This window comes from Pedobacter metabolipauper, from assembly GCF_004362715.1.
Taxonomy (GTDB): domain Bacteria; phylum Bacteroidota; class Bacteroidia; order Sphingobacteriales; family Sphingobacteriaceae; genus Pedobacter; species Pedobacter metabolipauper.
The window spans coordinates 852,500-876,437 of sequence record NZ_SNYC01000004.1 but is presented as its reverse complement, the minus strand read 5'-3'; the positions used below and the strand labels follow the sequence as shown (position 1 = coordinate 876,437).

The 23,938-nt window shown below is 40.5% G+C and carries 22 protein-coding genes; 2 read left to right on the top strand and 20 right to left on the bottom strand.

The window, feature by feature from the left end; genetic code table 11:
• Positions 1-3: 3 nt before the first annotated feature.
• From ATK78_RS10520 to ATK78_RS10435, 18 genes are all read right to left on the bottom strand, one after another.
• Entirely contained in the window at positions 4-1,278 is a 1,275-nt protein-coding gene (locus ATK78_RS10520; protein WP_133576041.1) for a WcaI family glycosyltransferase, read from the bottom strand.
• Positions 1,279-1,282: 4 nt separating this feature from the next.
• Positions 1,283-2,119: a glycosyltransferase family 2 protein gene (locus ATK78_RS10515; RefSeq protein WP_133576040.1), complete on the bottom strand. Its 837-nt coding sequence runs from the start codon at positions 2,117-2,119 to the stop codon at positions 1,283-1,285.
• Positions 2,120-2,243: 124 nt separating this feature from the next.
• Positions 2,244-2,804, bottom strand: coding sequence for an LbetaH domain-containing protein (locus ATK78_RS10510; protein ID WP_133576039.1), 561 nt, complete (start codon positions 2,802-2,804; stop codon positions 2,244-2,246).
• A 1-nt stretch (position 2,805) separates the two neighbouring features.
• Positions 2,806-3,948 carry an XrtY-associated glycosyltransferase XYAG1 gene (locus ATK78_RS10505; RefSeq protein WP_133576038.1) on the bottom strand — a complete coding sequence of 381 codons (1,143 nt, stop codon included), beginning with the start codon at positions 3,946-3,948 and terminating at the stop codon, positions 2,806-2,808.
• Positions 3,945-5,123: a glycosyltransferase gene (locus ATK78_RS10500; RefSeq protein WP_133576037.1), complete on the bottom strand. Its 1,179-nt coding sequence runs from the start codon at positions 5,121-5,123 to the stop codon at positions 3,945-3,947. Before ATK78_RS10500 ends, ATK78_RS10505 begins: the two co-directional genes overlap by 4 nt.
• Positions 5,124-5,129: 6 nt before the next feature.
• Entirely contained in the window at positions 5,130-6,446 is a 1,317-nt protein-coding gene (locus ATK78_RS10495; protein WP_208112341.1) for a hypothetical protein, read from the bottom strand.
• 1 nt (position 6,447) lies between these two features.
• Positions 6,448-7,536, bottom strand: coding sequence for an acyltransferase family protein (locus ATK78_RS10490; protein WP_133576036.1), 1,089 nt, complete (start codon positions 7,534-7,536; stop codon positions 6,448-6,450).
• A complete protein-coding gene (locus ATK78_RS10485) occupies positions 7,533-8,783 on the bottom strand; it encodes a glycosyltransferase family 4 protein (RefSeq protein ID WP_133576035.1) in 1,251 nt (416 codons plus the stop codon). The genes ATK78_RS10490 and ATK78_RS10485 overlap by 4 nt, the downstream gene beginning before the upstream one ends.
• A gap of 19 nt (positions 8,784-8,802) precedes the next feature.
• Positions 8,803-9,867 carry a glycosyltransferase family 4 protein gene (locus ATK78_RS10480; RefSeq protein WP_133576034.1) on the bottom strand — a complete coding sequence of 355 codons (1,065 nt, stop codon included), beginning with the start codon at positions 9,865-9,867 and terminating at the stop codon, positions 8,803-8,805.
• Positions 9,864-10,874: a polysaccharide pyruvyl transferase family protein gene (locus ATK78_RS10475; RefSeq protein ID WP_133576033.1), complete on the bottom strand. Its 1,011-nt coding sequence runs from the start codon at positions 10,872-10,874 to the stop codon at positions 9,864-9,866. Before ATK78_RS10475 ends, ATK78_RS10480 begins: the two co-directional genes overlap by 4 nt.
• Positions 10,875-10,879: 5 nt before the next feature.
• Positions 10,880-11,977: a glycosyltransferase family protein gene (locus ATK78_RS10470; RefSeq protein WP_133576032.1), complete on the bottom strand. Its 1,098-nt coding sequence runs from the start codon at positions 11,975-11,977 to the stop codon at positions 10,880-10,882.
• A gap of 5 nt (positions 11,978-11,982) precedes the next feature.
• Positions 11,983-12,555 carry an acyltransferase gene (locus tag ATK78_RS10465; protein WP_133576031.1) on the bottom strand — a complete coding sequence of 191 codons (573 nt, stop codon included), beginning with the start codon at positions 12,553-12,555 and terminating at the stop codon, positions 11,983-11,985.
• Between the two features lie 14 nt (positions 12,556-12,569).
• A complete protein-coding gene (locus ATK78_RS10460) occupies positions 12,570-13,496 on the bottom strand; it encodes a hypothetical protein (protein ID WP_133576030.1) in 927 nt (308 codons plus the stop codon).
• An 8-nt stretch (positions 13,497-13,504) separates the two neighbouring features.
• Positions 13,505-14,101: an acyltransferase gene (locus tag ATK78_RS23010; RefSeq protein WP_133576029.1), complete on the bottom strand. Its 597-nt coding sequence runs from the start codon at positions 14,099-14,101 to the stop codon at positions 13,505-13,507.
• Between the two features lie 3 nt (positions 14,102-14,104).
• Positions 14,105-15,391: an MATE family efflux transporter gene (locus ATK78_RS10450; RefSeq protein WP_208112340.1), complete on the bottom strand. Its 1,287-nt coding sequence runs from the start codon at positions 15,389-15,391 to the stop codon at positions 14,105-14,107.
• A gap of 6 nt (positions 15,392-15,397) precedes the next feature.
• The gene (locus tag ATK78_RS10445) at positions 15,398-16,495 is read right to left on the bottom strand and encodes a polysaccharide pyruvyl transferase family protein (RefSeq protein ID WP_166664856.1); all 1,098 of its coding nucleotides are present in this window, start codon (positions 16,493-16,495) and stop codon (positions 15,398-15,400) included.
• A gap of 13 nt (positions 16,496-16,508) precedes the next feature.
• The gene (locus ATK78_RS10440; RefSeq protein ID WP_133576027.1) at positions 16,509-18,881 is read right to left on the bottom strand and encodes a GumC family protein; all 2,373 of its coding nucleotides are present in this window, start codon (positions 18,879-18,881) and stop codon (positions 16,509-16,511) included.
• A 13-nt stretch (positions 18,882-18,894) separates the two neighbouring features.
• The gene (locus ATK78_RS10435; RefSeq protein ID WP_243732494.1) at positions 18,895-19,575 is read right to left on the bottom strand and encodes a polysaccharide biosynthesis/export family protein; all 681 of its coding nucleotides are present in this window, start codon (positions 19,573-19,575) and stop codon (positions 18,895-18,897) included.
• A gap of 443 nt (positions 19,576-20,018) precedes the next feature.
• Between ATK78_RS10435 and ATK78_RS10430 the strand changes: the two genes are divergently transcribed.
• Complete coding sequence (locus ATK78_RS10430; protein ID WP_133576025.1) at positions 20,019-20,666, top strand: acyltransferase; 648 nt, start codon at positions 20,019-20,021, stop codon at positions 20,664-20,666.
• A gap of 27 nt (positions 20,667-20,693) precedes the next feature.
• Positions 20,694-21,581 (top strand): glycosyltransferase family 8 protein, encoded by an 888-nt coding sequence (locus ATK78_RS10425; protein ID WP_133576024.1) that lies wholly within the window; start codon positions 20,694-20,696, stop codon positions 21,579-21,581.
• Positions 21,582-21,727: 146 nt separating this feature from the next.
• Here ATK78_RS10425 and ATK78_RS10420 read toward each other — a convergent pair whose 3' ends face one another.
• Positions 21,728-22,930, bottom strand: coding sequence for a hypothetical protein (locus tag ATK78_RS10420; RefSeq protein ID WP_133576023.1), 1,203 nt, complete (start codon positions 22,928-22,930; stop codon positions 21,728-21,730).
• A complete protein-coding gene (locus ATK78_RS10415; RefSeq protein ID WP_133576022.1) occupies positions 22,927-23,598 on the bottom strand; it encodes a DUF6266 family protein in 672 nt (223 codons plus the stop codon). Before ATK78_RS10415 ends, ATK78_RS10420 begins: the two co-directional genes overlap by 4 nt.
• Between the last annotated feature and the right edge of the window lie 340 nt (positions 23,599-23,938).

Sequence of the window (23,938 nt, the reverse complement as noted above, 5' to 3'; positions counted from 1 at the left end):
AACCTATATTAATGACACAGATAAGTGGTATCCCGAAGTTTTAGGTGGCGTTGCAAATGCCATCAAACTGGTTAATATCGCATCCTTGTTCAGGTTATTTTCCGCATATTTCCTGGCATTTATCCGATGCTCTGAGAATCCATGATCACAACAACGCACAATAGCCTCTCTTAAAAGGGTTTCATCCTCCGGCATAATGACCACGCCCATCTGATATTTACTGACCACTTCATTAAGTGTAGTTAACGGACGCGCAGTAACCAGGGCCAGTCCGCCTACAGAAAGTATGGTTGTTAATTTTGAAGGCATCACCAAATCACTGGCATCCCCCTTTTGAAGCACCAGGTGTACATCAGCCATATTTAAAAATTCATTAAATACCTGGTTATCCTGCAAAGGAAAGAAGAAGACATTTTTCAGATCCAGATCCACAGCCATTTTTACGAGATCATCTTTAAATGGCCCGGTACCGCAAATGACAAACTTTATGGTTTTATTATTCTTCAACTGAGCAGCAATCCGGATCAGGCTATCCAGTCCCTGTTTTTCACCAATACTTCCTGAGTATAAAACTACCCGGTCCTCAGGCGAGAAATTCCACTTTTCCTTTAAAAGGTCACGGTTTGGTATCGGGAAATAATTAGTGGTGTCTACCCAATTTGGAAAGAGTGTAACGGGTCTGGCCGTTTTTTCCATTACTTTCTTCTTCATTCCGTCGGAGATGGTTGTGATCTTATCCACGCGGTTTAAGATAAACCTTTCCATAGCAAACAGCAGATTGAACATCCAGTCATATTTCAACACCTTTAATTTCTTGGCGGCATCGATCTGCAAGTCCTGTATGTGATAAAGAACCGGTGATTTCTTGAAGAAGCGATAAATAAGTGCCAGAAACCCCAAATGAAAGGGTGGGGACACACAAATAACCAGGTCGGCGCGTTTCTTAAAAAGAAGTGCAAATACGACAAAGAAGGCTGACAGAAAGAATGAGGCTTCATGGATAATCCTTTTCAAGCCGGAAGGTCTTCCCGGCACATACAAAGGACACCGGTAAATGATCTGCTTCCCATCAAAATTGACTTCTTTTTTATAAAAATTCCCGGAATAGGGTGCCTGTACTTTCCAGTCGGGATAATAGGGAAATGCGGTGACCATCGTAATCTCGTTACCTTGCCCAACCATCCAGTCCAGCATTTCACCGGTATATTTACCGATACCCGTGAGTTCCGGCAGGCTATTGATTCCGAGCACTAATATCCGTTTGTTTCCAGTATCCATCTAACTATTTATTGATCTTTAATTCCTGAATCATACAATACACCTGATTGAAATAGGACATCTTCATAATTGCAAATGAAAGTCCTCTTTTTCCATCCCTAAAGCCCCCTAAAAGGATATAGCTACCAAAAAAATAAACAGGCCCTATAAATACACTCCTCATTAACCGATATTTAATTTTTTGCTTCCAGGTCCATGATTCCCTTACAACAGGATCATTCACTGCAGTCATGTATCTTTTAGCTTCCCAGGATGCATATTCGTTATGTTTAATCACATAATGGGATATGCCCCTAAAGTCCATATGATCAATCTTATTTTTAAATTTACCAGTCTCTCCATTTAAAACCGGGTGTTCATGGATCTCCATATCCAGCTTGCTCCACTGGTCTTCATCAATCCGCTCATATTCACCGGCACCTACTTTGAACAAGGCCAGTTTATATAAAGGGTATCCGCCTTTCAGGTTTTTACCCATAAAAAATATAGTATATTTTAACCAGTAGCCCGCAATACCGTCGCTCCCATTGGTCAAAGCATCCCTTAACTCTTGTTTAAAATCAAGGGTCAGGTGTTCATCAGCATCTAAAAAAAGGATCCATTTGGTTAGCGGGGCATGATTCTGAAGGAACCAGTTTCTTTTTTTGGGATATCTTCCATCCCATTTAAAGTCAACAACTTCTGCTCCGTAAGTTTCTGCTATAGCCCTGGTACGATCGGTACTTCCAGAATCTATAACTATTATTTTTTTTGCTAAATCAGGGCCAATAGCATCCAGGCACCCTTTTAAGCTATTTTCTTCATTCTTTACCGGAATTGCTATAGTAAGATCAAGCAGCATTATTTATATTAAAGAATATTTTGTGGCACTATAACCCTTTCCCCCTCAAATATAGGAAATTTCAGATAATGACCTAGTATTTTTAGAAACAATTGGTGTATATTTTTTCTAAAAAATCAATATGTTAAGTAAAGTTTACCCTAATTTTAAGTTTTACTGCAGGATTTCCACCATAAATTGTCCATTCTTCCATATTTTTGGATAAAACAGCACCCGCAGCAAGCACACTACCCGTTTTACAATGAATACCAGGCAATACAATTGCCTTTGCACAGATCCAGGCATAGGCTTCCACCCTGATTTCCCGTTTGATATAGGTAAAATTTGCAGAGTCATAGTCATGGGTAGCCCCGCAAAGGTAAGAATCCTGAGAAAGTATGGCATGTTTACCTAAATACACTCCACCCGGATTATATACTTCTGCACCAGGACCTATAGCCGCATGGTCATCAGTCTCCAATAACCAGGGTGCCCAGATTTTGCAGCTTGGATAAATGTGGTTCTTCTTTCCCAGCCTTGCACCGAAAAGTCTTAAAATGAAGTTGCGCCAAAAATAAAGCGGAGCTGGTGTGTACCGGCAAAGAACCAGCCAGGTTATTTGCCAGATCAACCGTTTAATCTTATCTCCCGTCGTAAAAACAGGTTGTACATACGCGTTCTTTACTTCTAATTCCGGATCAGTCATCTTATTTTTTATTATTTATTACTTCTTCATAGGCACTAACATAGTCGCCAATTACCTTAACAACAGAAAAGTGCTCCCGGATCAGGTTCTGACTGTTGTTATTAATCTCAGCAGACTTGTCCCGGTCATTAATTGCCTGCGTTAGCTTTTCGGTCACATCCTCAACAGCCAGCGTAGTTACCCATCCCTGGTCATACTGTTTTACAAATGCAGACAAAGCCACATCTTCAGAAAGAAAAACCGGTGTGCCCACATGTAATGCCTCGACAACAACATTAGCAAAATTTTCGTTTAGAGACACCAGAACAAAAAGATCTGCGCTCATCAGCTGCTTAAACTTGTTCTCCCGGTCTACCCAGCCAAGCCATTCGATACACGCTGCAATACCGAGATCCTGAGCTGCTGCTTTTAATTGTTTGATATATTCTTCATCACCAGTTCCGGCAATCTTTAAGCGGACACGCACTTTCAGGCGGCTTATCGCATCAAACAAGATCTCTATTCCCTTTTTCGGATGGATCCTGGACATAAATATGAGCGTGAAAACCTCATTCTTAACTTTCGTAACCGCGAGATCAGGAAGCGTCAGCAAGTTTGGCGCTATAAAACCCTTCCAACCCGGAATTACACCCTGACATTCCTCATACTCGGACGGTGCAGTTGCATGAAAGGTACATTTTGACAAGGCCCATCTGCCTACCGTTTGATGGATCATCTTCTTTGCTGCAGCCTTGCCTGAATTAAATATATATGCGGCAAGCATTCCCCTTGGAGAAATTACAACTTTGACTTTTTTAGAATGACAGATTACCGCAGCGCCAATAACCAGCAAATTCCACCAGGATTGAATGTGTACCAGGTCATATTGATCTGCACTTTTAATCAATTGTTTCCAGAGCGCAATGGAAATGTTATTTGGATCTCCGGTGTTCCGTTTAAAGTAGGTAACATTTACCCCATCTACATGGATTGGAATTCCAGCTTCAACGGGCAGGTCTGTCTCTCCATTTGCGGTCGTTGTAAAAACATCAACGGTGTGCCCCTGGGCCGCAAGGCCTTCACATAATTTTGAAACAGATTCAATAGGCCCTCCATAAATATATGCAGGTTTATAAGATGGTACAATGTGCAGGATTCTCATCATGTAGCTTTTAAATCATCAGTAAGTACAGCTTTATAAATTTGTTCAATTCGATCCAGCGCATCTTCCAGGTTAAACCTTTGCACATTAGCAAATCCACGTTCAATACTCCTGTTCTTTTCCGGCTCTTCCAAACCAATGGCCTCCTGCAGTACCACAGCAGCTCTTCTGGCCCAATACGCCTGGTCAGCTGCCGCCGCAGGCTTTCGTTCAATGCGAAAGCCTGCAGCTCCGGCTACCTCCAGCATCGGATCTTCATTAGTGGTAACTACCTGTGTTCCTGATGCCATTGCCTCAGCAATTGGCCAGCCAAATCCTTCTGCTAAAGAAGGGAAAAGAAATGCCGAAGCACCTGAATAGGCCTGCGCCACTGCATCATCCGCAATACCTGACAAAAAATGAATGTCTTTTTTATAAGGAGAACCCTCATGTTTAGCCAGTAAGGATGCTGTAGGTTTAGGGCCGATCATGATCAGCGGCAAATGAGCTGGGTACATCACCCTCCATTCGTTATAGATTTCAATCACACCGGTTCTGTTTTTATACCATTGGTTTCCGCCAACATGCAGGATATAACCATCCATCAGGCTGATATGAAACTGCCTGGACAATATTTTCCTGGCTTCAGCCGGCGGAAATGGTTTAAAAAGCGGGTTCAGTCCATTATATACGACCTCAGAACGCAATGGTTTTATAGTAAGGAACTCCTCAAGATCGGCTTTGGTCTTATGTGATACCGATATAAAGTTCTTCCCGGCGGCATATCCGGCATGAATAAACTGCTGATATCTACGGCCTGTAAAAGAAGTTAAATTTTCAATGATCTCTCCTTTTGCGGAACGCTGGGCAAGAAAATCGTGACAATGTATCACATGTGGCCTGTCTTTCACCAAAGGTACCCAGGGTCCAAGTGCATGATCCGTAAAAACAAACAGGGTATCTTTACTGCAGGCTCTGAGTTTTTTTCTGACGTCTCCGGGGAAAATAAGATACTGATCCACATAGCCCAGCCACTTTTTAAATTTTTGAAGCGGCCGTATTTCATAAAATACCGGCGCTGCAGTCCAGATTTCCACCTGATGTCCTTTGGCACGCATTCCATCCACAATCATTGCTGCAAAGCGCGGCATACTTTGCGACGGAAGAAATTCTGGATGGGTAAAAACAACAATGTTCATTTTAATCTAGTTAGTTTCAATTTCAGGTTCAGGCTCCTTTGCTCTTTCCCGGAGCGAAGCGATCAGCAGACCAGTTACCAGGGTACTAAAGCCCAAAGAAGTAGGCTGTGCCCAATTTCCCTGAGGGAAAATCAAAAGACAGGAACTTAAAAGCAGCCAGGGAAGAAGATCTCCTCTTTTGAGCCTGGAAAAGCCGGCTAAAGCGACTTTTATACTGAATGATATTCTCAAAAAAACCAATAGAAGCCCCAGGATCGGACCAAGTTCTGCAATTGTCCTTCCCCACTCTCCCTCAGCCATTCCTCCAAAAGTCCTTCCGGAAAGTAACATAGAACCTACATTAGAGATCGAACCTTGCCCATATCCGAAAAATGGTATTCCCGACTTAAAGTTTAAGGCATTAACAAGACCGCCTAAGTAACGATCAACCAATACACCCTCCAACCCGCCTTCGCTTTCATTAGCTCCGTTAAAACGTGCACTAAATACTTCAACACCGGTTTGAAAAAATGGAAACTGATTGGCGATAACAACAATTAAAACAATCCCTATTGCTGCCAAAACCATTCTTACCAGGTTTTCAGAACTTCTTAACGATCCAGCCAGGACAAATACAAAAGTTACCAGGATAGAGAAAAGTAAGCTTCTGCTAATTGACAATGGAATGACCAGTAACATCATAGCGGTAGCAGCAATCAGCACGATCTTATTAATGTTCTTCATATTAAGCCAATAATAAAAAACAAAAACAGAAATTAAACTGTACAGATAGGTATTTCCCGTACTAAAGGAGAATGTACCAGCAGGTCTCATATACCCCATAGCTCCGGAAAAACCAGAGCCCTCAACATCTCCCCCTAAACCGCGGTTTACCCAGGCAGACTGGGGGCTGTAAAATTGCAGGGCGATCAGAACACCTATCGGGATAGAAATGAATAGCGTCACCTTCCCCATTTCAAGAACATCTTCCTGGTCAAATACAGTTCCAATCACAAAGATCAATGGAAGATGAAGCATTAGGATCCTTGCACCAAAAATAGCTACTGGCAGACTTCCATGTCCAAAGATAACCGCCGTAAAAATACCTACCGCCCCTATTGTAAATGCGCTGCTTAAATAAATATTTGATAATAAAAGTCCCCGGCCATTTGCAATCACGAGAATCCACAGGGCCAACGGATCCCTGATTACCAATAAAGGCGTGGCTAAGCCTGGCAGAAACCATTTTCTTAAAGCCCCTTCAAAAATCAGTAAAATAAAATAAATCCATATCCCTTTTTTAAGGTCGGCATTGGAGAATATGGGTTTGCTTTCGTTCATCATATTACAATTTCCCGGGTCTGATCTCCCGGGGCCTTTTATGTGTAAATGGCAATTCAAAATACTTAAAGATAACCGCAGACACTACAAAAGTAATCACTAATCCAATCACTTTTGAACCTGTATTGACATAGAAATCAGACCTGGACTTACCCATTAAACTATAAACGGCAAACATCACAGGAATATGACTGAGGTATAGAGAGTAGGTCCAATGGCTTACCTTCTCAACAGCAGCAGAAAAATACTTGAATATTCCGGCAGGCCTGGGCATCAGACTAATTACAGGCAGCATTAATGAAAATCCTAAAGAGACACTTACCAGTAAGTACCGGCTCTCCTTAATTTCGTCATAGGTCTGCCCGGAGAAATAAACAGTTACGAAGGAAATGATAAATAGTACGGTACCAGCACAGAAGGCCGCCCATCTCTTTATGGGCGTAATCTTTGTGGTGGAAAGCCAAAACGCAACTAAAACCCCGCATCCAATTGCATCAAGCCTGGCCATTGTAATGCCACGAAGTGAATGCCCAACGTGCTGACGAATCAAAACCTCCCTAACAATGGCACAAAATACGAAAACGATAATTAATGAAAGGATAAATGCCGTTTTAGGTCTGGCTTTAAGTTTACTAATCAGAAATAATACGGTTGGGAATATAAGATAAAACCACTCCTCAATACATAAACTCCAGGCTACCCCAAAAAAACCACCATTTCTGGCCAAAAAATTCTGACCAAACCAAAGATGCTTAATGAACAGAGATACCGAAGGAAGCTGATCGTAAGAATAATGAAAGATCAGCATGATCACTAAAAACAGGTAATAATTGGGAACGGTACGCCACCACCGGCGTGACCAAAAATTGAGAAGATATTTAAATGACCAATCTTCTGTTTCTGAAAAACTCCGCCAAAGGATCTGTCCGATTAAAAATCCACTCAACCCAAAGAACAATTCCACTCCCCAAAAACCGAAGTGCTCAAGCTGTTTCACAAAATGTGCAATAAGGACCAAAGTGATTGCAAATGCTCTTGTTAAGTCTAAGCCAAAACTCCTGTTGACGACAGGAGCTATCATTGTGTCTTTCATATTTTCGTCTTCAAATTATTTTTAATTGCGTCTGCAAGTTCCTCACCATATACATTCCAGGGCCTTAATCGTGCCGTTTCAATGGCCAGATAGCCTGCTTTAGAAACGTGCTCAGGATTGTTGACCAGATTAGTTATTGCTTGCCTGAGCTGATTTACATTGCCAGCTTCTACAAGCCATCCGTTCTGCCCGTCTACAATCAGGTCCGGACCGGCAGTCCGTTCTGTTGTAATTACTGGTGTTCCTTGCGACATCGCTTCTGTAATCACCAGTCCAAAACCCTCAAATAATGAAGGGAACACCAGTACATCATGTTCTCCCATAAGCTTTAAAACCTCAGCATGTGGTAAGCTTGGTATCCATTGATGTTTTGATAATGCAGTATTCAGTGCTTCGCAATGATCAACAGACTTTCTTCCCACTACAGTTAGTTCAACATCGGAAGAAAGTTCTTCTACAGCAGCAAAAAGATCTGCAATCCCTTTACGCTGTGACAAACCACCTACAAAAAGTAACTTCAGCTTTCTTTTTCGGGTATGATAGGTATATGTTCTTGCACTAACCGGCTTCGGAAATCCATATGGAATTACTTTTATTTCTGCAAGCGGCCCCTCAAAATCTTTAAGGGTGCTGGCAGTAAATGAACTTGCGACAAAAATGAAGTCTGCAAGTATCAATTCATTATCTTTCCGCTGTAGCTTACGCGCTGAATCCAATAACCCACCCATGGTCATACTCCATTCCGGCCAGCGCTCCTTTTCCTTCTCCATTAATTTCCTGGCTGTTTTCCAATAGCCAATCGGCAGATCATAAAAGCAAGTAATCCCTTTTTCTTTAGCAGCCTGAAAAGAATATTCAGCTCCATCTTCATAGGCATAAACAGCTTCCAGATTTTTCGGTACCGAAGAACGTACAATAGCGGCCGTATTCCGGTCGTGATGGAGGTAAACAGAAAAAGTAGAAAAAATACCCGTTTGATGATCGGTCAGTTTTCTAAAACCAAATTTCGACGCGCATAACCGTGCCAGTTCCCACCAGGGCCACATCCTGGTGATTCCGGATAGTTTAGGATCAAAGCTTCTTCTTCCAATCTCAGCCAGTGGGCCTATACCACTCAGTTTATCCAGAAAATTGCCGGGATAAGAAGCTATTGAAGTATGGAATTCCTTCAATAATCCCGCATCGTTCAATCCCGATGCCGCTGCACGAACATTCGCATTACCTGTTGGATGAGTTAGTATAATCACTTGTTCTATTACTTATATTTTAATTTAAATTGAATGCCTTTTTCCATCTTAAGACCAGGGCTGTTGCGGAAAACTTATCCTGGTACAATTGCATCTGGATTTCCTTAGAAACTTTACCCAGCAGCAGGTCTTCTTTAAATTCCAGTACCGCCTTTTTAATTTGTTCAAAACTTGAATCAGCAGCCATCATACGGGTCGAAATGGGGTCGCACACAATATCTGCTATTCCACCACGATCGGTAGCCAGCCAGGGTAAACCGGCACTCATGGCTTCCAGCAAACAAATTGGCAGACCTTCCGGGTGAGACGTCAGCAAAAGAAAAGCATCAAGAGAAGAGATCACTTCAGATAGTTCAGCTTCACCTTTAAAAGTTCCATGATATTTCAAATTTGGGAATTGTTTAAAGAATACAGCCGGGTAGGCACTTCCCTCGCCCCAAATCTGGAATTTAACCTCTTTCAAATCCGGGTCTTCACTTAACCTGCAGATCAGATCAATTCCTTTCTCAGGAATAAGACGGCCATAATAACCCATTCTGACTAATCCATCAACGGGCTTTCCGGCCTTATTTTTTATTTCCCTGGAAAAGCAAGGGATCGTATCAATTGATCTGCCCAGTGCCGCTTCCATATCTATAGCATTGCGTCTGGAGCAGGCTATGATCAGCGGGGCACTTTTGAGCGTTTTTCTGTAGCCCTCAGTCCAGGTTTCCTGATCTTTTAAATCACCGGAAGTGTGATGATGGTGGGTCCATTTTGTTTTACGTCCGATCATCGTCATTAAATATCCGATACTGTCACCCTGCCCATTGGTATAGATGGCATCATATGTTATTGCCCTGCAAATTAGTGAAGTACGGATAAGCCAAAATAAACGAAAATAAGAACGCCCATATTTTCCGAGGAAAACCCTGCGGCAAATGGTTTTATAAAACTCCTCTGTAGCGGAAGAGGCGGTAGAATTCAAAACTACCAAATCAATTTCTATCCCGGAATTTGTCATTTGAATACAAAATTCCCGGATATGGCTTTCTATTCCACCGGTTTCATTGAGCTGGGTTGAAAAAACCAGGAGCCGTTTCATAATCCGGATCCGTAAACACGTTTTAATTTTTTCCTTGCAATCCCTAAACGATATGCTGTCACCACACCTGCGCGGTATATTTTTGCCATTAATTCACTTTTCCGTTTTAATCTTTTAAATGAAGGATCTGTAGGTTCCCTTAATGCACTATAGCCAAGCGCAGTTGATTCTCTACAAAGTTTGGTTAAAAAATCTCTCCGTTTATTAAACGTTTCTGTCTTCACTTCAGGAACTTGAATTGTATTTGCACCAAGCACCTCATCGTATGACAGGATATGGATAAACTCAGCCAAAGGGGCAAGCCTTCCTTCATCAGGAACCGGATGTACCATAATCACTTTAACACCCATACCCAAACACGGCAATGCACAATGGATCTTTGTGGTTACGATCATTGACGCTTTACAATACCGTTCCAGCAACTCGTTCATATGAGCTTCAGCTTTAATCGTATAGTTTAAAAAATCACCTTCCGGATTCGGCGGATCATGTGAGATGCTGACCAGTGGTTTACCCAATAAGGCTTCCAGTTTTTCTTTCACTTCAGCCGGAACCGGATGATCTACATTATCAACGAGCAGGATTTCTCCTTCAGCAGATGTATTTACAGCTGCTCTGGCCTTTGTTGTTGTGGTTAAGCAGCTTGAATAATAAGCTGGAATACCCCAGCCAAGAAAAATATTTAATGTTTTAATATCCCTGCATCCAATAGGTGCATGTGCTTTAAAATGATCCCGGACTTTTTTTTCTGCCAGAAGCTGTGAATTGGCTACATGAATAGATACATATAATGGATGTACATTTTCCGGAGGTGGAAAATTTTCGAAAGAATGCATATACCAGCCATTTGCAATTAAAAATGCAGGTTCTTCTTTATCAAGAAGCGCAAGACTTTCACGGTCGGCAGCCAACGCATTCTCAGGAAGAAAAGCTTTCGCAACCATTCCTTGTAAAACATCACCGATGTTATTTCTTTTGTCACCTTCAATTTGATAATAATAATTCATCGTATTTAATTAATCATTTTATAATACAGCGTACTCACTTCTTTGATCAGGGAGCCTGGTACATCCTTTGTCCATTTTTCCGGTGGCTCATCGTTAAAAAACACCAGCCTTTCTTTAAAAGAAATGGGCAGATATTCTTGTCCTGCAGGTCTTCCCCCTCTTAAAAGCAGGGGCAAGCCATGTTCAAGCATGGCAATCGCGGAACCACTTTTGCCTAAAAGAACAGGATCTGCCCTGGAGATGCCCAGGTCAGAGGTCAACAAATGTATCGATACCAATGCTTCTGTTAATCTTCCTAAATCCTGTACCTGTTCATCACCTAAAATCTCTTTTGCAATTGACATTGCTTTTTCTTTATGTACCCCTCCACTTCCTGCGACCTTTAAGAAAGGAATCTTATTTACCTTTTTCGCAGCTTTAGACAGAAAATGAATTTGTCTTTCAAAATCATGAATCTCAGAACTAAACGTACCAAAGTGTATCGCTGTAAACCGGTTATTATCATACACCAATCCAGACTCGCTATCCATAACCTGAATAGCAATATTGCCGAACAGCGGTAGAAGGTTAACGTTATAGGTGCTTAGATTTCTTCGGTAGATTTCAATCGTTGTCGTTATAAGATCAGGTTTAAGCCTCTTTAGTAATCCCAGTATACTCAGCTTCTGCACTTTTCCAAGCAGCCTTTGCTTAGTACTGAACTTGCCATAAACCCCGATCCATAATTCATGAAACATAACATGTAATTTCCTCCCATCGCTTAAGGAAAGAAAACGCTTAGCGAGGCCAAACATTAATCCCTTATGGTGAAATGAGAATGGAACAAATTGCAAACTTATCCATTTTGGGTTAAAATTGTTTACAAATGTTTTGGAAAGCAAAAACCTCTGGTCAATTTTTAAATGAGCAGGTAATCTCAAGGTAGACATTCCATGATCTGACTTTAATAGATTTTCAGTGACTGTAGATATGTGATGATCGTTTATTGCAGCTATAGCAACTTCGTGACCACTGGAGATTAATGCTATACTTAAATGCCTTATATAGTCTCCTACCCCATCATGGCCAGGCTCAATAGATCCACAAATAAACAATATCTTCATGATGACTAAGCTCTAACTCCTATTTTCTTTGCAGGTACACCACCCCATATTTCATTTTCAGGAATTGACCTGACCACGACTGCGCCTGCAGCAACAATTGCGCCCTGCCCAATTTCTACACCCTTAAGCACAATTACATTGGCCCCGAGCCAGACATTTTGATGTAATTGTATTGGTCCTTCTTCACCATGCTGATCACGAATCAGCATTCCAAGTGCTGTTCCATGATCATGATCAATGAACCTGCAGCCTGAAGCGATCAAACAATCATCACCAATGGAAATTTCCTTACGAATGTTAAATTCACAATTTGATCCAATAAACACCCTGTTCTTTATACGAATAGAAGGACCTTTTTTCCATATGCCATCGAACTTAAAATAAATAGAATCCTCTAACTTGCAATCCTCCCCTAAAGATACCTGGTGCGGCCAGGTAATGACCAGTGAAGGAACCGCCGTATTTTTACCGATCTGCATTCCAAATGTTCTCAGCCATGCTTTCCTAAAAAAACTTGAAAACCGTCTTAAGTAACGTTTCCGTAAGACAAAACCAGATTGTTGAAGGATATATTTCATGGTACTAAGGGTTTTTACTTTCTGCCATAGAATCGGGTTAAAAACCTGACCAGCTTAATTACTAATTTTTTTCTTTGAATAAAACCTTTAGAATAAGGTCTCAGTTCTCCAGTTCCTAAAACTTCCCAAAACATGACATCCGCTGATCTGACAGGAATACCCATTAAAAATTCTTTAAAAAATTTCCTGGTCCATGGTTTAGGCCCCAAAGGGTGCAGCATCAGCTTAAGGCCAAAATGAAATCCCATGGCTGCAGGCCCGATTACTGACAGGGGACATTTTGTAACCATTGCAGCCATATTTAAAGAATCCTGGTTGGTGCTCAAAACAACCTTTGTACGGTCATTGACTCTAAATTTCTTCATATCGCCACTAATTTTTGCCATGATCATGGAACATTCATCCCAGTCTACCACAAAATCCGATGTTTCTTTAGTCCATCCCAAAAATCCGCTGTTAATGTACCGGCTTAGTTGATTTGTAACATTTTTTTCATTCTGCTGACAGAGTTCAACCCATTGTTTACGAATTGGATGAGTTAGCCCCATGTCATAGTTTACATCCTCACAAAGTGCGACTCCCTGCTTAACCCATTCACCAAAAAAGCTCATCCTATTAATGATCAGTATGTCTGAATCAAAGAAAAAATATTCATCTGAGCCTGGTTCCAGAACTTCCGTTAAATAGCGAAACCATTTTGGCTTCTCATGCACCATATGAAGAGAACCGATTACCGGCACAAATTCAACTTCAAAATTATTGCTAAGCATAAATGACTGGCCGTTTCGGGAAGGACTCAGTGATGGAAGCCACTTAGGCAGATCACCCCGGTAACCAACAATCATTTTATCGCCATACGTACCATGTTTAACCATTGAGTTAATCAAAGCCGCTACTCCTAAAAAGTAGTCATTTTCTGCCAGAGTTGTAAAAACTATCATAAATATTATTAATTCCTAGATTTAATTTTTTTTGCAGGAACTCCCCCCCATATTTCGTAATCAGGAATACTTTTATTCACTACAGCACCCGCGGCAACAATAGCGCCCGTACCAATCGTCACCCCACCGAGTATTACGCTTCCTGAGCCTATCCAAACATTATCCTTAATTTCAATATTGGTATAGATGCAAGGCTGTTGATTGATTGGCTTATGAAGATCATCAAAAGTATGATGGGCATCGCTAAACAAGCATAAAGGAGCAATCATACAATCATTACCCATTTTAAAATGCCCACCCACATTGATCTGCGTAGAATGTCCAATAAAATTATTCTCTCCAATTTCAATTAAAGCCTGTTTCCAGGCACCGCCACACCGCAGTCTTACATAGTCTTCCAGTACACACCGGCTACCTATTTTCACCTGCTCTGGCAGTGGGACAAGAATTCTTCCTATATCACTGTTCCTGCCAATCTGGATACCCAATAATTTCAACCAGAATACCCTTCTCCTTTTTGAAAATCTATTCCATAAAGTATTCCATCTAAATAGAACTTTAGTGATTATCCTTCTTTTAGAAGTCAGATCAGACGTATTGCTCATATACTATTTCCTAAATATTTTATAATAAAAATTGAGACTATGAATTATAACAGGATATGTACTTATAAATATATTAAACCACAGTGCGCCCCTTAAAGAAGTTAGATCAAACAACAGGATGCCAGCAGCAACCGACAGCACGTTTCCCGTAATCAGGATTGCCGGATGGGTTGGCCATCCCCTGGAAGAGGATAAACCAAAAAAAACCCCACTCATTAAGCTTAATGAGCTTGATACCACACTCAATGTTAACTCAACATGCAGGCCACTGAACTTATTACCCAATAACCAAAGTGCTGGTTGGGGAAATAAATAGATCAAACCACAAAAAAGTGTACACAGAAAAATCAGCAATATCTGAATGGTCGCAAATTTTTTCAGTAAAGAAATTTTATCTTCCTGCATTCTTGCAAAACGGGGTGTTACCAACGTTCCAAATAAGACGGTGAATACACTTAGCAACATTGAAAACCTACCTAATGCACCTACTTTGGCAATGGAATCTGTAGAGCCCAAAAAGGAAATCAGCCAGATTGTAATCTGTCCCGAAATGCAATAATATATTGCACCCGGCATCATTTTTTTAACTATTCTTAATATATTTTGTCTATACTCTAATGTCGGCTTTGAATTGCTTTCAGAAAATTTAGAAGCAATTTTCTTCATTTGAAGATTGCCGTATATTCTTGGTATGCCGCTAGCCAATAAAGCAATAAACGTAAAGGGAAAAACCCATACGAAACACGCAGAAAGTATAAGCCGGAAAACGCCAACCTTCACCTGATTATATTGCAACGGCTTAATATCCTGATGCAGCTTTGAGACTATCCCTAAAATTGAATCTGATAATGCAGCGAAGAATGCCGGAATTAAAGTGAGAACAATCAGGACGATCATCCAAATATCAGCACCTTGACGCCACAACAGAAACGTTAATATAGGAATGGTAATCAGTAAACTTCCGATCGCAAATTTTCTCCGGAGATCCAGTCCTGTTGCTAAAACCTTACCTAACTCATCCTTATCTTTCCATACCTTACCGCCCTGGGCCATCACCCCGGAACTTATTCCGCCATCAGCCAAAACGGTCATGGTACCTAACATTGTATTTGCGATGGTATAGAAAGCATATTCCTTCACCGGTAGCAGCCGAATAATCAAAATACCGCATAATAAACCACTTGCCTGAACTAAAATCTGAGCGGCACCCGTGATTGACAGTGCTTTCCCCCATTCAAACATGCGCACGTATCGCGGATGACTAAGAATATGTCGATGAATATAATTCATAAAAGATTAGCCAAGGACTTTTAAAGCAGCAATTGATTCATTGATTGCTGCCTGGCTGGTCATTTCGTAATTTCCTATTTTTTCCGGGTCTACAGTTACCGGTTCTGTCATCAGATCTAATCCATTTGCTAAATCTCCGGTAGATAAGAAAGCTGCCCTATTGACCCCTAATTCTTGTAAAAGCAACTCATTCTTAACTGCATAAGCAACTGGAAATAATGGAATTCCCAATTTCAATGCAAATATCGTAGCATGATACCTTGTGGCAAGGACCATACTGGCACCAGACATGTGTTTAATCATTTTATAAGGATCAGATTGATAATCCAGGTGTCTCACTTCAGCAAGTCCTTCCAGGATCAGCCTGGCATATTCTCCATCCTGAGGTGTAAAGGAAATTGTTTCGACTTCAAAACCTTCAGAAGCTGCCTTGATCACAATATCCCGAACTAACTTTTTATAGGAGGCATGCATTTTTTCAAAAGATGCATACAGCTCAGGTCTTTCAGAACGGTATTGTTCGGAAGGAACAATGTTCCCATTCTCCATTTTCCCATATAGAGGAACTACATTTACCATTAATTTCTTTCCGGTTTTTTGCGTTCTTTTTTCTCTGTTCTTCAGGCAAAAATCCCTGTATAAAGAAAATGCAATATCCGGATGATATTTTATATCGGTCCTGCCCGAGATCAAAGTTAACCTTTCGGCTTGTTCCTGGCTTCTTCCACTTACATAAGCTGCATTTCTGATCAGATCAATACATTCATCAGAATAATTTTTTTCATTAAAATCTACACCAAGCAATGCTACTTTTTCAAAATTGCCCTTATAACGATGGGCTACCTTAGTTAATGAATCGATATAACCCACAGCTCCTCCGCCAACGATAGCAAACTTTGATTGAGGCCATTTACTTATATTATAGATGGTTTGAAGTCCAGAGCTGATTTTTTTTTCCTGCAGCGCGTAAATCACAGACGCACCAAGCGCCATATCACCCAGATTACCTCCATGATACCCTCCTATTACACCTACAGTAACCGGTAAGATTCGCTGCTGAATATTTCTAAGCCTGTGTTTAACCTGTGTTTTTGAAATAAGCATACCACTTATGTTTTTAATTAAATTTTGAGAATATTTTATGAAAGAAGCCTCTTTTTTTTGAAGGATGATCAGCATCATACTGACCATAACCGTAGCCGTATCCATAACCATAGCCATAGCCATATCTTGCACTGCTTTTCACGTCGTTAAAAAGTATAGCTATCTTTTTCACTTTTTTATTGGAATGGATTTCCTGTGGAATACTTAGCTGGTCTTTATAAGTATAGTCCTGGCGGACTACATATAATGTCAGGTCCGCATACTTACTAAGCAATTGCGCATCTGTTACCATTCCAATTGGAGGAGCATCAATAATAATGTGATCAAAATTTTCCTTCAGGTAATCCATCAGCTGATCGGTACGCTTATTTAAAATAATCTCAGTAGGATTTGGTGGGATATTCCCTGAACTTACTATAAATACATTTTCATGAACGCCGGAAGGGATGATGATACTTTGACAACTTATCTCAGGCTTAACGACATAGTTGGTAAAACCAATCTCCTGGGTTAGATTCAGGTTTTTTATGATCTTCGGCTTTCTAAGATCCATTTCCATCACCACAACCTTCTTCCCTAAAATAGCCAATACAGCCGCCAGATTCAGTGAAATAAAGGATTTACCTTCTCCAGACATACTCGATGTTAGCAAAATGGCCTTTTCATGTTCCTGAAGAAAAAATGACAGATTTGTCCTTAATCCTCTGAATTGTTCAGAAATCGTTGTTCGCGATCCTTCTCCAACAACCATGGCCTGCACATCAGAATTGCTGTTTCCTATCTCTGCAATAACAGGCACATCGGTATGACTGACAATATCCTGTCTAAATGCAACTTTATTATTAAATTTATCTTTTAAAAGAATGATACCCAGTGGAATAAATATCCCTAAAATAAACCCATACCCGAATACGTTACTTCGGTTTGGACTGATCGGGCCAAAAGAAGCCGGTGGTTCAATTACTTTACAATTTGAACTGTTTGAGGTCTTGGAAATCGCCGTTTCTTCTTTCTTCTGTAGTAAAAATACATACAATTCCTGTTTAATCTGCTGTTGACGGGTGAGGTCTAAAAAGGCACGTTCTAATGCAGGAATGTCACGAACCTGACCAGCAATAGTTCCGGAACGGGATAGGAGGTTGTCCCTTGATATTGATAAATTACTTCTTAAGCTTTTTAGTCCGGTTAGCATATTTGCCCGGGCACGGCCAATCTGAACATTCAAATTTTCCATATATGGGTTTTCTTCCATCTGACTCAGGCTGCTTTTCTCTTTCTCCAGAACGATCCTGTTATAAGTATTCACCAGTTCATTAAAATTCGGATCATTCAACAGCGCGCCGCTTGGAACTACTTTTTGACTGGTATTGGAATTTTTTAAATACTGCTCAATTGAATTTAAAATATTAAGCTGAGTTTCTACTGTGGCAAGTTGTTGTACGTTTTCGCTTGAAGCAGACATTAACATACCGGATTGCGCGGTAATATCAGTGATTTTGTGGTCTTGTCTAAAGGCCTGGACCTCTTCCTCGATTGTACTTAACTCTTTACCAACAAATTTTAACCGGCTTTCAATAAAGGAAATCGTACTGTCAGCGATCTGATTTTTATCAGTTAATTTCCCTTTGATATATACTTCGATTAGTTTATTCAAAATATCTTCAGACTTAGCAGGCACTTCATAGGTGAAATTCAAGGACAGGATATTAACCTGCTTAACCGGCATCAGAATTTGCAGCTTAGAAACAAACAATCCGGCAGTCTGCCTAATACTCGATACATTAATCGTATAGACCGAATTCGGATCTGCGTCTCCTGCACCCCTTTCAAATTTCACGGTTCCTATACCCGGAATCTCAAAAGTCTGGTTAAAACCAACTTCTTTTTTATATCTTTCATTAGATAATGTCAGCTTATTTTTTTTTACACGCACATCAAAAGACCCACCCCTAATGCTGTCAGGTGAACTTAATATGTTCAGATGAAATGGTGCATCTTTGTATAAATCAACAGAACGAAGCTGCCCATTGTGATAATAGGTGATATACGACTTCAATTCACGAACTACACTTCCCATTAAATCTTTAGTCTTCAGAATCTGGATTTCCGACTCAATGGTACTGGAAATTGCCGGCAAACCACCCAATGCCCTGGCAAGTTCATCTTGTCCTGCTCCTGTTTTTTCATCGGCAGTGATCAATATATCAGCCGTTGTTTTATAGATAGGTGTAGTATATCTTAAATATAGAAATGAAAGACTCAGGCAAAGGATTATTGATAGCAGAAACCAATACCAATTGTCTAATATTTTATACGCCAGGTATTTAACATTTAAATTATTTTGCTTTTTAAAAAGTTCCTCCTGGATATTTTTTCCGTTACTCATTCCTTAATACTAACTAAAATCTGCTTAAAATCGTAATTACCACTGCAACAATGGACAAGGTCATTGTAATTAACTGCCGCGTTGGAGCAGAGTTTACAGCAATCCTTGCTTTGTTTGGCTCTACATAGATCACATCATTTTGCTTTAAATTAAAGTAAGGTGAACTGATTAGATCAGAGGAATTCAGGTTAATCCGTATGACATCTTTTTTGTCACCATTATCCCGGATCAATAGTATGTTATCTCTTTTTCCATATATGGTTAAGTCGCCTGCAAATGCAATAGCATCAAGGACTGTTACCTTTTCGTTAGGCATCGTATATGAAGCAGGCTTATTTACTTCACCAAGTACGGTTATTTTAAAATTAGAGAAACGAACCTGAACAGTAGGATTTTTATAATATCTGGCGGCTATTGAACGAATCACGCCCCTTGCCTTTGTAGTCGTCATTCCTGATAACTTAACTACACCCAATACGGGTACTTCAACATTTCCGTCTTCATCAACCAGGAATCCATTGATTGCTGATATCCCATCACTTGCTCCTGATGAAGCAGCTGCAGGTGTTTGATTGACTACCGTTGTTGCCGCAGGATCCACAGTTTGTATGGTAATGTTTAAAATGTCATCGGGCTGGATTAACTGGCCATTAAAAGCAGCGGCATTTAACTGCCTCACTTTGCTTGAATCCAAATCAGAAAAATATACCGTTTTCTGGGTTTTACCGCAAGAAGACGATAAAACTATACTAAAAAATAAAATTACAAGAACCCCTAATCGTTTGAACATAGAGTCATAAATATAGAATTATTATTTCTGAAATCACTCCAATGACCTCATATTATTTAATTTTCCTCAAAAATAGTTATAAAACCAGTAAACATAAAACCTACAAGAGTAAATATACTTTTAATTTGCCTTATGATTAGTAAAGAACATTCATTATTTCCTTCACAGAAACAAGAAATGTTCTTTATTTAATATTGATTTAATAATAAAACCTTATTAAATTACCTGTTATACATAGATTTTATTCCTGATATTCCTGGTGAATGACCTAACATTAGTGAGATCCTTTAAAAATCATTACTATTGTTATATATTTATAGTCATTATATTAAAAACCCTAAATCTTTATGAAAACTTTGAGGTACGTTTATAAGCGCTGTAAGCAGACAAAAAGTTCCTTCGTACTCTTATTATTTAGTTATATAAAATATAAAGTATTCTATAAGAAAACTTTTTTTGTGCATCATGGTGCAAAATTATATGGTGTTAACCAGATTAACACAAACCACCAGCTTACCATCGGCATTAACAATACCGGCCACAGTCATCCATCCGATAAAACCGTGGTCAATGTAGAGGGAAAATTAAACCTAACCGGTAAATATTCTATTGGAAGGGGCTGCAGAATTTATATCCGTAAAAATGCAGTGGTTCATATTGGTAAGAATGGATACATGAATAATGACACTCAAATCAACATCAGTCATGGGCTAACCATTGGTGATGACACCATCATTGCCTGGAACTGTCAGTTTTTAGATAGTGATATTCACCACATATCTTATCCTGACAAGAAAGAAACAGACAATACGATCCATATCGGCAATAATGTATGGATCGGCTGTAATGTCCATATTTATAAAGGAACTACCATCCCTGACAATTCTATCATTGCTGCGGATTCTGTTGTACGGGGTATTTTTACAACATCCAATTCTTTAATTGGTGGGAATCCGGCAAAAGTATTGAGATCAGACGTGACCTGGCGCTTGTAGGTGCCTATATAAACAAAACCATCATCAATGAATATTGCATTTTGTATTAATCGCTTAGCCCTGGCCGGTTTAGGGCCAACACTTTCTTCTGTCATCCGTAATTGTACAAAATCAAGCCGTCTGACCATCTGGCTCTTATGTGCCGGTTTTGAGCAAAAAGATAAAGATGCAATCGCCAGGTTATTGATAGAAGAGGATTTTAAGGGAGCATACCATATTATAGATTTTGATCCGGTAAAGGAATTTGGAGGATTTGCCTCCCTTCATGGTGACTGGACTGCCTATGGCCGTTTGCTGCTTCCCGAACTTTTACAGACTGAAGCACGTGTATTATATCTGGATGCCGACCTGATCATTGAATTGGATGTTCTTGAACTGACAGATTTTGACCTCCAAAATAAGGCTGTAGCAGTTGTTTCCGGATCAACGCTGAGACATGCTTTAGATCACCCATTCCTGGTTAACAAACTCGGCTTATCACTGGATTCAAATTATTTCAATTCCGGCGTGCTCTTATTTGATCTTGAGCTCTGGAGAAAGAACAAGTATAAAGAACAGTGCTTATCCATTGCCAAAAAGTATCCCAATGACTTGGTGTCACACGATCAAACCTTACTGAATGCCGTCTTTAATAATGAATTTGCTTATTTGCCCAAGAACTATAACTGTCCATGGTATGCAGGTAAGTCAAGGCCAAATGTTTCCGATCGCATGATCATTCACTATTTGGGATCTCCTAAACCATGGGATATTGGCGGTCGCTTTTTACACAATGGCTATTCACTTTGGAAAACCTATTTGAATGCCCAATGGGCCAAATCTTATACCAGCATCAGCAGTGGCGACCTAAAAAGGGCATGGAAGATCCGCCGTTCTTATTTACGATTATTAAAAAGTAAGATTAAGGGTCATTAACCGGTACTTTAATGTTACCGGCCTAATTCCTAACCGGTTTTATATTTAATAAAAACGGGTAAATCCCGTGGCCTATACCCCGGGATCTTCGATAGTCGACCTCTCTTTTCAACTATCGGCAACATTCGGATTTATGAACCTCCGATTCACCGCTCCAATGGAAATTCCGTATCCAGAATGTGCAGCATTCTTTTTAATGCGGCACGTATCTGGTTTGCGGTAGACTGCACTACCTGCTTATATTTAACCCCCAGGCTGGTTGGGGAGATGCCATTGCTTCCTATCCCGGGAGTCTGTACGCATCCTGCAATAAAGCTCAGCAATTCTGTCCGCACACCAGACTCGATGACCTTAGCCTGGATCATTAATCTGATCAGGTAAGCCAATGCATCCACAGAAAGCGAGAACCGGATCTTATAGCTGCTTCCCGGGCGCGGACTGTAAGCCACCGGATTTACGACTACCGGCATGGTTACCGGATCCGGGTGCAGGATACTTTCCCTTTTCTGCAGATAGCTCAGCTCGGCACGTACAAATAAAATCAGGATCTCTCTTGCCTTCTTGCGTGATCTGTCAAAAGCCAGCTTGTATTTACGCATCGGATGACTATCCAGCATTTTTTCCTCGAGATATAAATAATTAAATTGCTCCTTTAACTCATAGATCTCTGACAGTTCCCGGGTAATCCGGCTCCGATAGTATTTGACAAAGGCATCGGGGTTATAGTTTAGCGTCAATAACAGTTCACACAGATCATTATTGATCTCGTGGTTCGAAGCCCTGTTACAAAGGGAGATTAACGAATACTGCAGGCTTTTAACATACCTGACCCGATAATTTTCTACCTGAATGGCTTTGGCCACGTCAGTTATACTTTCGAGGATAATTGCCTGAAGCTTTGGATCGGCACCATGCTTTTTAAATCCTGCACTAACCATAGCAATATCCGACTGGATCTCAGCCTGGATACCCCGCAGGTAAATTAGCGGCATGCGTATGTCCAGATTCAGGTAAGTCTCAAAATCAGTATCCAGCTTCTGAGAGATTTCATCCAGGCACTTCATAACTGCCGTCTTTAAGGGCTGCATGAGTTCCGGCAAATTGGTATACCTATCGAGTGCATTGATCAGGCCGGCACATTCCGTTTGAATTTGATGGATCTGCCGTCGCACCATCTCCCGATTAAAAATACTCCTGCGAAAGAAATCCAGGATTTTAAACATTTCTTCCTGGATTACCGGCAAGGTTTGACAATGCAGCCCGATCTCTTCCGGGGTCATGGTGTGTTTTTCTACGTTCATCTCATTCACAATAAGATCCCGCAATGTAGTGGTAGTAGGTGTTCTCATAATAGTTGATGATTAAGTGGATTAGGAATATTTAAATAAAAGCTATTTGCTATTTTTTTACGGTTTAATGAAATCAGACCGACATACACATGGAGGATCTTGCCTTCAAACTTTCTTTTAAAGCTAAAGCTGCATTTCTGCATAGCCCGGGTAGTGCCTCCAATAAACCCATCGGTGTCATGCAGTTCCGGACAATAGATGGCAACTATTAGCTGATCGTCAAAACTGGCTCCAAAATCATAAGACATGGTCCAGTTCAATGAGAGGATACGCTGATCTACAAGCATACCGGACAAATCCTGTAGTGGCGCCAGCTTACCTTTGCTGATCTGCACTTTCGAATAATCTATGCTCAGGTCTGGATGAACGCCCAATACGGCATCATGAAAAGTCGCTGCATGAGCCAGATTGATCTCTGTCTGCTCGTTAGACAGATTCAAATACCCGGTATTGATGAACCGGTGAAAAGGGACAAGGAATTGAGAAACGAACCTAAACTTCTCCTGATTCGCAATCTGAGCCAGGCTCATCGGTTTCTTCTTCTTCTGTTTTTTGGTTTTCTTTTTAGGTGCACCTCTGATTGTAGCAATGCTTTTCCACATCGAACCTACAACTGAACCTATTTTGCCAGAGATCGCGCCAAAAATTCCATTTCTAATGATTGCCATAGTTGTTGTTTTTAAAGGTTATGATTGATAGTTGATTTATGATGGGGTAAAAAAGTGGTAGATCCGGTACTACTGCCGGCTGTTCTAAATTTTCCATCAGATATGGGTCTGAACCGTGTCTCACACCCCAATAGCAGAACAAGACCCGAAGCAGACCCGAAGCAGACCGCAAGCGGAGTGCAAGAAGAGTGCAAGCCGACCCGAAGCGGACCCGAAGCGAAGTCGAACCCAGACTAATCTTTTTTTGCTCTAAATGATTTTTTTTCATTGATTTTGATTTGAACATTAAACAGCTGTAAATAACCATTAAAAATAGATAACTAACTGATTTTCAAATCAA